Annotated in this window: 13 protein-coding genes, 1 tRNA gene, 1 other RNA gene and 1 pseudogene; 8 read left to right on the top strand and 8 right to left on the bottom strand. The window is 68.4% G+C overall.

Features of this window, described 5'->3' with window-relative positions:
* Positions 1 to 642, bottom strand: a pseudogene (locus ACE3N6_RS18300) (transposase); the annotation flags it as partial.
* Positions 643 to 685: 43 nt separating this feature from the next.
* Here ACE3N6_RS18300 and ACE3N6_RS18295 point away from each other — a divergent pair.
* On the top strand, positions 686 to 961 hold the full coding sequence (locus ACE3N6_RS18295; protein ID WP_374247259.1) for a DUF769 domain-containing protein: 276 nt from the start codon (positions 686 to 688) through the stop codon (positions 959 to 961).
* Positions 962 to 1,107: 146 nt separating this feature from the next.
* The gene (gene rquA, locus ACE3N6_RS18290) at positions 1,108 to 1,785 is read left to right on the top strand and encodes a rhodoquinone biosynthesis methyltransferase RquA (protein WP_374247258.1); all 678 of its coding nucleotides are present in this window, start codon (positions 1,108 to 1,110) and stop codon (positions 1,783 to 1,785) included.
* A gap of 9 nt (positions 1,786 to 1,794) precedes the next feature.
* On the opposite strand, the gene ACE3N6_RS18285 is transcribed toward rquA, so the two are convergent.
* The 5 genes from ACE3N6_RS18285 to cbiB are packed head-to-tail and all read right to left on the bottom strand — an operon-like array spanning position 1,795 to position 6,450.
* A complete protein-coding gene (locus ACE3N6_RS18285; RefSeq protein ID WP_374247257.1) occupies positions 1,795 to 2,595 on the bottom strand; it encodes a cobalamin-binding protein in 801 nt (266 codons plus the stop codon).
* A gap of 17 nt (positions 2,596 to 2,612) precedes the next feature.
* Positions 2,613 to 3,650: a hypothetical protein gene (locus ACE3N6_RS18280; RefSeq protein WP_374247256.1), complete on the bottom strand. Its 1,038-nt coding sequence runs from the start codon at positions 3,648 to 3,650 to the stop codon at positions 2,613 to 2,615.
* Entirely contained in the window at positions 3,647 to 4,528 is an 882-nt protein-coding gene (locus ACE3N6_RS18275) for a cobalamin-binding protein (protein WP_374247254.1), read from the bottom strand. Before ACE3N6_RS18275 ends, ACE3N6_RS18280 begins: the two co-directional genes overlap by 4 nt.
* 10 nt (positions 4,529 to 4,538) lie before the next feature.
* Positions 4,539 to 5,519: a threonine-phosphate decarboxylase CobD gene (gene cobD, locus ACE3N6_RS18270; protein WP_374247253.1), complete on the bottom strand. Its 981-nt coding sequence runs from the start codon at positions 5,517 to 5,519 to the stop codon at positions 4,539 to 4,541.
* Positions 5,512 to 6,450, bottom strand: a complete 939-nt coding sequence (gene cbiB / locus ACE3N6_RS18265; protein WP_374247252.1) for an adenosylcobinamide-phosphate synthase CbiB — start codon at positions 6,448 to 6,450, stop codon at positions 5,512 to 5,514. The genes cobD and cbiB overlap by 8 nt, the downstream gene beginning before the upstream one ends.
* Positions 6,451 to 6,489: 39 nt before the next feature.
* Between cbiB and ACE3N6_RS18260 the strand changes: the two genes are divergently transcribed.
* The 4 genes from ACE3N6_RS18260 to ssrS all read left to right on the top strand — a co-directional run bounded on the left by ACE3N6_RS18260 (position 6,490) and on the right by ssrS (position 8,832).
* Entirely contained in the window at positions 6,490 to 8,022 is a 1,533-nt protein-coding gene (locus tag ACE3N6_RS18260; protein ID WP_374247251.1) for a cobyric acid synthase, read from the top strand.
* A 10-nt stretch (positions 8,023 to 8,032) separates the two neighbouring features.
* Positions 8,033 to 8,260 (top strand): hypothetical protein, encoded by a 228-nt coding sequence (locus tag ACE3N6_RS18255; RefSeq protein ID WP_374247250.1) that lies wholly within the window; start codon positions 8,033 to 8,035, stop codon positions 8,258 to 8,260.
* 58 nt (positions 8,261 to 8,318) lie between these two features.
* Complete coding sequence (locus ACE3N6_RS18250; protein WP_374247248.1) at positions 8,319 to 8,615, top strand: cell division protein ZapA; 297 nt, start codon at positions 8,319 to 8,321, stop codon at positions 8,613 to 8,615.
* A gap of 35 nt (positions 8,616 to 8,650) precedes the next feature.
* Positions 8,651 to 8,832, top strand: a non-coding RNA gene (gene ssrS, locus ACE3N6_RS18245) — 6S RNA.
* A 79-nt stretch (positions 8,833 to 8,911) separates the two neighbouring features.
* Here the strand turns inward: ssrS and ACE3N6_RS18240 are convergent.
* Positions 8,912 to 9,367 (bottom strand): cytochrome c5 family protein, encoded by a 456-nt coding sequence (locus ACE3N6_RS18240; protein ID WP_374247247.1) that lies wholly within the window; start codon positions 9,365 to 9,367, stop codon positions 8,912 to 8,914.
* 145 nt (positions 9,368 to 9,512) lie between these two features.
* Between ACE3N6_RS18240 and ACE3N6_RS18235 the strand changes: the two genes are divergently transcribed.
* Both ACE3N6_RS18235 and ACE3N6_RS18230 read left to right on the top strand, forming a co-directional pair.
* Positions 9,513 to 9,589 (top strand) — tRNA-Arg (locus tag ACE3N6_RS18235).
* A gap of 253 nt (positions 9,590 to 9,842) precedes the next feature.
* The gene (locus ACE3N6_RS18230) at positions 9,843 to 10,469 is read left to right on the top strand and encodes a PBECR2 nuclease fold domain-containing protein (protein WP_374247246.1); all 627 of its coding nucleotides are present in this window, start codon (positions 9,843 to 9,845) and stop codon (positions 10,467 to 10,469) included.
* On the opposite strand, the gene ACE3N6_RS18225 is transcribed toward ACE3N6_RS18230, so the two are convergent.
* Positions 10,397 to 10,635, bottom strand: a 239-nt coding sequence (locus ACE3N6_RS18225; RefSeq protein WP_374244154.1) for a transposase, incomplete at its 5' end; no start/stop codon positions are given. The two genes, ACE3N6_RS18230 and ACE3N6_RS18225, sit on opposite strands and share 73 nt — an antisense overlap.

Raw genomic sequence — 10,635 nt, 5'->3', positions numbered from 1 at the left:
GCACCGCGTCAGGCCGTCGATCCCCTCGGGTGAGGCCCTCCTCGGTCTTCCAGCGTTGCAAGGTGCGCACATGGATGCCGGCGGTGGCGCAGGCCAAACGCAAGCGCGCACCGGCATGCAGCGCGGTGTCGATATCCCGGGCCAGGCTTTGGCGATCTTCGAGGCCGATCATTCGTCCTCGTCCCTGTTGAAGATCGCCGCCACTTTTTTTGAAAGTACAAGCAGCGCGGCGGCTTCGGCCAGCGTCTTGTCCTTGCGCCGCAGTTCCCGTTCGAGCGCCTTGATGCGGCGCCTGTCCTGCTTGGTCTGCTGCGGACTGGCGCTACGCTCTTGCGGTTCCGCCAGGGCTTGCGTAGCGGCCTGGCGCCATTGGGCCAGTTCTTGCGGATAGACGCCGTGCTCGCGGCACCAAGCACTCTTGCCCGCTTCATTCAGTGCGGCTGTCGTGAGGACCGCCTCAAACCGGGCCGCCGCTGTCCAGGCCCGCTCGCGAGCGGGCCTGGACAGCGCATCACTCCTCCAGCGCTCCAGGGTCGAAACCCCTACACCGATTTCACGCGCAACAGATTCCACCGTTGCGCTCTCCGGCGGCAGCAACCGCGCCACCGCTCTGTCTTTGAATTCTTGTCCGTATCGCGCCAACTCGTTCTCTCATCATCGCCCCCGAATTCAGGATTCTATCGAGGTGGCAACTATTCTGACGCGGGAGGCCACCGAATACGTGGTGCGCAACGGTAACCGCTGGGTGCATCTGCGCGAAAGAAGCCCGACCGTTCCGGGCATGGACGAGCACGACGTCTGGCTGCTCCCGGTAGGCGATTCGAACTATTACTTCTACCTGGCGTTCGGCCATATGTACGGGGCGCGAATCGCTCAAAACGCCGAGTACGTGAAAGTCCAAAATCTGGTCGATCGGATCGTCGATTCCTTCGTCGTGGAGAAACTGGAAGCTGAAAGATAGCCGGCGCTGAATACTCAGCCCGCCCTGGTCCCCACGCGGGCTGAGTGTGTTCGATACCCCGTCCCCTGACTTGCTGGTATCGTTGCACTGTTTGCTCTTAGAGCGCTCTTCTGCCGGATGACAGATGTCGTCCGGCGTGCCCATCAATGCCCACTCCATCGCCCTCCCCCGTCCCTGCCTACCTCCGCGACACCTACACTTGGGCGTATCTCGATAGACGTTCTGTCCGCTGGCTGGATCAGCCGGTGGTGGTGTCGACCATCTTGTGGGGCAATGCGAGCCGTCTGATGGATGCGGCGGTGGCCGAGTTTTCGCCGGGCCAGCGGGTCCTGCAGGCGGCGGCGGTGTATGGCGATTTTTCGGTGCGGATGGCGCGCCGACTTGGGCAGGCTGGCCAGCTCAATGTGGTGGATGTCGCGCCGATCCAGGTGGCCAACACGCGGCGAAAGCTGACGGGCTGGCCCAACGCGCGGGCCCAGGTGGCGGATCTGACCGAGCCGTTGGGCGTTGGATTCGAGGCGGTGTGCTGCTTCTTCCTGCTCCACGAGGTGCCTGCGCCAGTGCGCCGGGCCATCGTCACCAATCTGCTGGACGCCGTGGAGCCAGGCGGGAAGATCGTTTTTGTGGACTATCACCAGCCGCGCTGGTGGCATCCGCTGCGGCCGGTGATGGCGATGGTGTTCCGTTACCTCGAGCCGTTTGCCAACTCGCTATTGGCCGAGTCCATCGAAACCCTGGTGCCGGAGGCCGCGGCGTTCGAGTGGCGCAAGGAAACCCATTTCGGTGGGCTTTACCAGAAGGTGGTCGGTGTGCGCCGCAGCTAGGCAGCGGGTTTACAGCAGGCTGTCGAGGCAGCGCCCGATGGCCGGCAGGCCTTCGCGGATGGCGGCCACGCCCGGGGCCAGCAGGGTGGCGGATTTGATCTCGAAGACCCGCCCGTCGCGCACTGCGGGGATGGCGGCCCAGCCCGGTCGGGTGGTTAGTTGGGTGGGCTGGAAGTGCTTGCCGCACCAGGAGCCGATGACGATCTCGGGGGCGCGCGGGATGACCGCCGCGGGGTCGGGCAGGATGCGGTCCTTCGCCGACGGGTAGGCCGACAGTTCGCCGAAGCAGTCCTCGCCGCCTGCGATGCCGATCAGCTCCGATACCCAGCGGATGCCGGTGATGAGCGGCTCGTTCCATTCTTCAAAGTACACCCGCGGCCGGCGCCCGAGCCGTGCCGCGCGGGCCTCGCCTTGGGCCCGGGCGGTGGCGATGGTGCCTTCCAGATCGGCCACCAGCGCCAGCGCGGCGGCCTCGCGTCCAACCAGCCGGCCCAGGGTTTCGACCATCGCCAGGATGCCTTCCACGCTGCGGTGGTTGAACACATACACCGCCACGCCGGCTTTGATGAGGTCGCGGGCGATGTCGCCCTGCAGATCGGAGAACGCCAGCACCAGATCCGGTTCCACGGCCAGGATGCGCTCGAGCTTGGCGCTGCTGAAGCCGCTCACTTTGGGCTTTTCCTTGCGGGCGCGGGGCGGGTGGGTGGTGAAGCCGGAGATGCCGACGATGCGGTCTTCGGCGCCCAGCAGGTAGAGCGCCTCGACGGTTTCGGTGGATAGGCAGACGATGCGTTGGGGGAGGCGGGCCATGGCAGCGAGGGAGTGGTTCAGTGGGGGAAGGGGGCCGGGCAGGGGCGGGTGTCGGCGGCCGGGTTGCATAGCCGCACTTGATCGAGGAAGGCTTCGGCCGCGGCCTGAGCCTTGCGGCTGTCGGCGCGGAGGGTGTCCCCGTCGGTGGCCGGCAGGCGCCAGCTGCGCTGGATCAGGTAGAGCCGATCGGGGGTCTCGATGGCCTTCACCACCGCCATCTCGGCAAAGTTGGTGTCGGGCACCCGGGGGCAGGCGAGCACGGTCTTGATGTGCTCGCCTTCGGTGGGGTCGGCCGACGGCATCGCCACCACCGGGCCGGCCGGCACGTCGCAGGCACGGGCGCGGGCGGCCTGCATGCCTTCGAGCAGGGCCCGGGCCTGGCCCTCGCCGCTGCGGGGCAGGCCCTGCACCGAGATCAGCTGGGTCCATTCGCGGATCGATTCGCCCAGGGGGACGAAGTCGGCGCTCCACGGCCCCGGTTTGCCGACCGGGGCGGCCTGGGTGGCGGCGGGTACGGTGTCGGGCGGGAGCGGGAGGTTGAGCCAGCGCACGCGGCCGCTGGCTTCGTCGGCGCGGCGCGCTGCGGCAAGCTCCCGCAGGCGCCGCAGGGGCGGGTCGAGTTCGCCCTGAAAATCGTCGGCGCGGCTCTCCGTCACCACCAGCCGCGAGGCGTCGCGCTCGTAGCGATACCACACGTCGAAATCCTGCGGCTTGCCGCAGACCTGGACGGTCCACCGCTCCAGGGCGTGATGTACCCGGGCCGGCCGGGTTTCGATCAGATCGGGGGCGGCCTGAACGGTGGCCACAACCTGGGTGTCGGCACAGGCAGGGGTGGCCCGGGCGGCCAGCGCGGCGATGCGCTCCACCACCCGGCGCTGGGCTGCGACGGGCCGCCAGGCGCCGGCGAAACCCGGTACCAGTCGTTGGTCGGCGGGGATGGCGGCGACCTGCCCGATGCGGGTGACGATCTCGCCCTGCAGCGGCCCGCCGGCACCTGCGTTCAGGCTGGTGCCGGCCAGGGCGAGCGCCAGCGCAGCGCGACGGGCGCCCTTCATCGCCGCGCGCGGGCTTCTTCGAGCTGCCCGCACAGCTTTTCGGCGCCGTCGAGGATGCGCGGCGTGTGGCGCTGGATGCGGTCGGGGGGGATGAAGAAGAGGTTGCCCCGGGCCACGGCCGGCAGGCGCGTCCACGAGCGCCAGTCGTCCAGCCACTCGGGGCGCGCCTCGCCCATGCCGCTGGCGACGATGGCTTCGGGCGAGGCGGCCAGCACCGCCTCCACGTCCACGTTAGGCGCCAGCATGGGCAGCTTGGCAAAGACGTTGTCGCCGCCGCACAGGCGGATCACGTCGGAGATCAGGTGCTCGCCGTTCACGGTCATGAGCGGGCGGTTCCAGGCTTCGTAAAAGACGCGCACCGGCGGCCGCGCGGAGTAGCGGGCAGCCAGGGCGGCGTGGCGTTTGCGGAAGGCCTGGGCGGCGGTGTCGGCGGCGGCCTCGGTGCCGGCCAGCCGCCCGATCTGGGTGAGGCTCTTCGCCACGTCGTCGATCTTGCGCGGCTCGTTGATGAACACCGGGATGCCCAGGGCGCGCAGCTTGCCCAGGTGGGCGTCGCGGTTGCCGCTCTTCCAGGCGATCACCAGGTCGGGCTTGAGGGCCGCCACCTTCTCCATGTCGATGGCGGTGTAGCCGCCCACCCGAGGCAGCTGTCTGGCCGCCTCGGGGTAGTCGCTGTACTGCACGGCGCCAACCACCTTGTCTCCGGCGCCGGCGGCGTAAAGCAGCTCGGTGATGTGGGGGGCGAGGCTCACGATGCGGGCGGCGGGCTTGTTCAGGTGCACCGCCACGCCCTGGTCGTCGGTGAGGTCGATGGCGGCCAGGGCCGGTGCGGCGGTGCCGGTCAGGGCGAGGAGGAGGGCGAGGAGCGAGCGGCGCATGGGTGGCGGTTCAGGTCAGGTTCAGTCGGTCGAGGGCCGCGTCGAGGCGCGTCCATTCGGATTCGGCGCCGGGCAGGCCGAAGCGCAGGCCGGCGGGGGCGTCGAACAGGCGGGTGAGGATGCCTTGCCCGGCCAGCCGGGCGTGGATTGCGGCGGCGTCGGGGCGGGGCCGCCACTGGAACAGCGCGGTGCCGCTGCCACCGGCGAGGCCGTGACGGGCCAGCAGGCCGGAAAGCCGGGCGCTGGCTTCGACGAGCTGCCGGCGGGCCGAAGCCTGCCAGGCGCCATCCGACAACGCGGCGGCCGTCACCGCCCGGGCCGGGGCTGAGACCGCCCAGGGGCCCAGGCGTTCCGCCAGGGCGTCGAGCACGGCCGCTTCGGCGAACGCGAAGCCGACCCGCGCGCCGGCCAGCCCGAAGAACTTGCCCACCGAGCGCAGCACGATCAGCCCCGGCTGGCTGGCCAGCGGCACCAGGCTGTCCTCCGGCTCGGCGTCGAGGAAGGCTTCGTCCACGATCAGCCGGCCGCCGCGGGCGGCGAGCCGTGCGTGCCAGGCTAGCAGCCGGTGGCGGCCGAAGTGCTGGCCGTCCGGGTTGTTGGGCTGGACGAGGAGCAGGGTGTCGGCGTCGTCCACCGCGGCATCGATGGCAGCGGCGGGCAGGGCGCGTACGGCATGCCCGCGCCAGGCGTGGGGGTGCTCGGCGTAGGTGGGCGCCAGGGTCACCACCCGACCGGGGGGGAAGCACGCCGGCAGGGCCTGGATGGCCGCCTGGGAGCCCGCCACCGGCAGCAGCAGCGGGCTGCCGTAGTAGCCGGCCGCGGCGGCTTCGAGCCCGTCGTCGGTCTCTGGCAGGCGCTGCCACACGGCCGGTGCCAGCGGCGGCACCGGGTAAGGCCAGGGGTTGATGCCGGTGGAGAGATCCACCCAGTCGGCCAGCGGAATCCCGAAACGGCGCGCGGCCTCGCGCAGGCGGCCGCCGTGCTCAAGCATGGATCAGCACATTGAGCGCGGCGATCGCCAGCAGCCACAGCCACACGCTGTTGTGCACCAGCGCCACCGCCTTGTCGATGTCGGCGGCGCGGGCCGGGGCGCCGGTGCCCAGCGTGGGGCGGGTCTCCAGGTGGCCGTGGTAGACCGCCGGCCCGCCCAGGCTCACGTGCAGCGCGCCGGCCCCGGCCGCCATCACCGGCCCGGCGTTGGGGCTGTCCCAGGCGGGGGCCTGGGTGCGCCAGCAGCGCAGGGCCGCGGCGGTGTGGCCGAGCAGGGCGTAGCTCAGGGCGGTGAGCCGTGCCGGGATGAAGTTGAGCACGTCGTCGATGCGTGCGGCGGCCCAGCCGAAGCGCAGGTAGCGCTCGTTGCGGTAGCCCCACATGGCGTCTAGCGTGTTGGCGAGGCGGAACATCAGCGCCCCTGGCCCGCCCAGCAGGGCAAACCAGAACAGCGCGCCGAAGATCGCGTCGTTGCCGTTCTCGAGCACCGATTCGACGGTGGCCTTGGCCACGCCGGCTTCGTCCAGTTCGGCGGTATCCCGCGACACGATCCACGACAGGCGCTGGCGGGCGCCGGCCAGATCGCCCGCCGCCAGCGGTGCGCCCACCGCCCGGGCGTGCTCTGCCAGGCTGCGGCCGCCCACCGCGAAGTACAGCAGGCCCACGTCGAGCGCGAGGCCGAGCCAGGCGTCGGCCGCCTTCAGCGAGCCGGCCAGCGCCACCCACGGCAGCACCGCCACGCTCCACGCCAGCAGGCCGGCGCCCCGCCCGTCGGCCACGTGCCGGATCAGCCGTTCGACGGCCGCCGCGTAGCGCCCGAAGCCGACCAGCGGGTGGTGATGGGAAGGCTCGCCGAAGATTCGGTCGAGGAGCAGGCCGAGGCCCATCGGGACGGCAACGGAGAACAGGACGGCGAGGTGCAGGGCGGACATGGGATAATCGGCGGCTTTTGTGCCATCCCATTGTAAAACATGCGTCAAGCCCGCACCCTGATGGTTCAAGGCACCACCTCCGATGCCGGCAAGAGCACCCTCGTCGCCGGGCTGGCCCGCCTGCTGGCGCGCCGGGGCGTGTCGGTGGTGCCCTTCAAGCCCCAGAACATGGCGCTCAATTCGGCGGTCACCGTCGATGGTGGCGAGATCGGCCGGGCCCAGGCGCTGCAGGCGATCGCCGCCGGGCTCGAACCCCACACCGACATGAACCCGGTGCTGCTCAAGCCCTCCACCGACATCGGCGCTCAGGTCATCATCCACGGTCGCGCGGTGGCCAACCTGTCGGCGCGGGATTACCACGACTACAAACCCCGGGCCATGGCCGCCGTGCTCGAAAGCCACGGCCGCCTCTGCGCGCAGTACGACACCGTGCTCGTCGAAGGCGCGGGCAGCCCCGCCGAGATCAACCTGCGCGACCGGGACATCGCCAACATGGGCTTCGCCGAGGCGGTGGATTGCCCGGTGATCCTCGTCGCCGACATCGACCGGGGCGGCGTCTTCGCCCATCTGGTGGGCACGCTTGAGCTGCTCTCGCCCACCGAGCAGGCGCGGGTCAAGGGCTTCGTCATCAACCGCTTCCGCGGCGATATCGGCCTGCTGCAATCCGGCCTCGACTGGCTGGAGGCGCGCACCGGTCGCCCGGTGCTGGGCGTGTTGCCCTATCTGCACGGGCTTTTTCTGGATGCCGAGGACGCCCTCGCCGACGCCCGCGCCGAGAAGGGCGAGGCCCGCCTGCGGGTGGTGGCGCCGGTGTACCCGCGCATCTCCAACCACACCGACCTCGACGCCCTGCGCCTGCACCCGCAGGTGGATTTCCGCTGGGTCGGGCCCGGCCAGGCCATCCCGCCGGCCGACCTGATCGTGCTGCCTGGCTCCAAGGCCGTCCAGGCCGATCTGGCGTGGCTGCGCGCCCAGGGCTGGGAACCCGCCATCCGCCGCCACCTGCGCTACGGCGGCAAGCTGGTGGCGATCTGCGGCGGCTACCAGATGCTCGGTCGCCGGCTGCATGATCCGCTGGGCCTCGAAGGCACGTCCGGCAGCGTCGCCGGCCTCGACCTGCTGGACATGGAAACCACCCTCGAAGCCGAAAAGCAGCTCGGCAACGTCACCGGCACCCTCGCCCTGCCCGGCAACCCCCCGGTGGCCGGCTACGAGATCCACATGGGCGTCACCCACGGCCCGGCGCTTGCCACGCCCTCCGTGCAGCTGACCGACGGTCGCAGCGACGGCGTGTGCGCCGACGACGGGCAGATCATCGGCAGCTACCTCCACGGCCTCTTCGATCACCCGGACGCCCTGGCCGCCCTGCTCGCCTGGGCCGGCCTGACCGACGCCGTGCGGGTCGACCTCGCCGCCCGTCGCCAGGCCGATCTCGACCGCCTCGCCGACAGCATCGAGCGGAGCATGGATCTGGCCCGGCTGGCCGACTGTTTCGGCCCCGGCAGCGCCGCCGACGCCCTCCGCCAACCGCCCGTGCCCGGCTTGCTTGACCGCTCCCCTGCCCCTCTCTAACATTCGGCGGATGGATGCAGAACTCGCCTCGCTCGAACAGAAACTCGAACAACTGCTCACCCGCCATGCCGAAGAGCAGGCGCGGCTGCGCAGCCAGCACGCCGCCGCCCTGGCCGACGCCCGCAGTCTCCAGGAACGCGTCGACGCCCTCGAGGCCGCCAACCGCGAACTCACCGACAAGCTCGGCCTGGTCGGCAGCCGCCTCGAAGCGCTGCTCGCCCGGATCCCCGAAGCCTGAGATCAAACCCCGCACCCGTTGCCGGTCCGCCCTCTGGCCGGCCCGGCTGGAGGCCTGAATGGAACAACTCGACATCAAGCTGCTCGGCCGCGAATACCGGGTCGGCTGCAAGCCCGAAGAGAAGGACGGCCTGCTCGCCGCGGTGGCCTATCTCGACGAAAAGATGCGCGATCTCGCCGTCAAGACCAACTCTGCCGGCGAACGTCTGGCCGTGATGACGGCCCTCAACATCACCCACGAATTTCTTCAGTTTCAGCGTGCCGGCGGGTTTGACATCCCCACGCTCAAGCGTAGAATCGAACGCATGAACAGTCGCCTCGACGGTGTTCTGGGAGAGCAGGAAAAGCTCTTCTGAACCCCCGCCGGGCATGCGGTTCGAACGGTTTGATTAATCCCCTGCGGTGTTGGTTAAGGCCTTAAACTCCTTGAACCAATGTCTACGTGACATGGGTCGCGGCCCAAAGAAACCGCCGGTGTGCGCGCTCCTCGTCGAGTGTGCCTGAGGCGGAAGGAAAGCGACCCCCCTGAACTCCGGTTCAGGATGCAGGCCTGACGGCATTCGCGGGGGACCCAACAAAAAAAGCGCAGACTCTGGTCTGCGCTTTTTTATTGCTGCGGCTACCGGCACGGGCCGGCAGCCGGAGGGCAGGATCAGTCCGGCGCCTTGAAGCCGGCACCGGCCTTGTTGGCCAGGAAAGCCACGGCGCGCTTCAACTCGTTGTCGGTCAGGTCGGCCGCGCCACCCTTCGGCGGCATCGCACCCTTGCCCGCTGCGGCGGACTTGACCAGACCGTCGAAGCCCTGGCCCAGACGCGACGCCCAGGCGCCTTTGTCGCCCGCCTTGGGCGCACCGGCCGCACCGGATTCATGGCAGGCACCGCACACCGCGGTGTAGATGTCCTCGCCCTTACGGCTGCCCGGCGCGGCGGCCGGGGCTGCCTTGAGTTCGACTTGAGCAACCGGCTGGGTCAGCTTGGCGGCGAGTTCCTCGTCGACGGCGGCCTTCTTGCCGCAGCCCACAAGCTGGGTGGCCAGGGCGGCAACACCGATGGAAAGCGCGATCCGCGCGTAGGAACGGACGGGGGCAGAACGACGAAAATCCGACATGCTGAATTCCTCGAGAACGGGCTCAATGATTTAAAGCGTTGATTATAGCGGGGGTATTCTCCTTCTGTAAGGCCAAGCATGGACTCGGAGACCGATTCGCGTTATCCTGCGCGCCGCACAACGCAAAGTTGCTGCATTCCACCGCGCGCCCGTAGCTCAGCTGGATAGAGTACTGCCCTCCGAAGGCAGGGGTCGGACGTTCGAATCGTCTCGGGCGCGCCATAAATTCAAGGACTTAGGCCACTTTTCGAGTGGCCTTTTTCTTTGATACGGAATCCGTACGGAAAACAGCATTCCACGGGCGCTCTCGCAAGCGGCTGAATCTAGCCCCCGAGGCTTCCACATGCACTCCAGCCCCATGCGTCAGATACATCCAAGGATGTTTCGCGGCGGCGGCCCATCCCGTCTGCTCTTCGCACGTCATGTATATTCGCGGCCTGCCACCACCTAGCTCCAGCGCAGCCTCACCTCTCGCATGATTGCAAAAGCAAAGCCCAATCAACCATCGTCATGGAAAACTCTGGGGCGCAACGATCTCAGGGCAGCAGATGACCGGCGCCCCGCGCCTGATCTAGTTCACGGTGGCGAGACTCACGAAGAAGCAATAGCGATACTTGTCGAGCGCCTTGGTTTTCGCGCAGACACTGATATGGTTGAGTTTGCATCTCCTTGTGGCACGATCACAGCTCATCGCAACAACCTCCCTCACATTGTCGAAAAACGACAGGATGCCCGGGAGCGGTATGTTCAGTTCGCGATTGACACGATGACCAATCCACTAGAGGTGTGGCGCATCGAGTACGACGATGAAACGTTCCGCCAAGCCTACATCGGGGCTTTCGTCGGAAAAACTCAGATGCTGGTCATTGTCAGCCAAGAGGGCGGACAACAACTGTGGAACTTCATGCACGGCGAAGCGAAGGCTATCAACAAGCACCGCCACGGTGGATCGTGTCCCGGTGCGTGGTGTAAGAAGCGTCAGCAGAAGCGGTCGGCGGGTCATCGTCTCCGGTTTGGCAGGAGAGCGAGTCAGGCTGCGAGTGCAGACAGGCTGACGTTGGGATTGTCGCCAACTTCGGCGAGCGTTTCCAGCGTCATGTAACGGCGCTGCAGAGCCCATTCGTCGTTTTGCTCGAGCAGTAAGGCGCCGACCAGGCGGTAGATGGCCGCCTCGTTGGGGAAGATGCCCACGACGTCGGTGCGCCGCTTGATCTCGCCGTTCAAGCGCTCGAGCGGGTTGGTGCTGTGGATCTTGGTGCGGTGCTCCT

Origin of the sequence: Zoogloea sp., assembly GCF_041904905.1 — a bacterium.
In the GTDB taxonomy this organism is placed as follows: Bacteria; Pseudomonadota; Gammaproteobacteria; order Burkholderiales; family Rhodocyclaceae; genus Zoogloea.
This window is presented reverse-complemented; position numbering and strand designations above follow the sequence as displayed.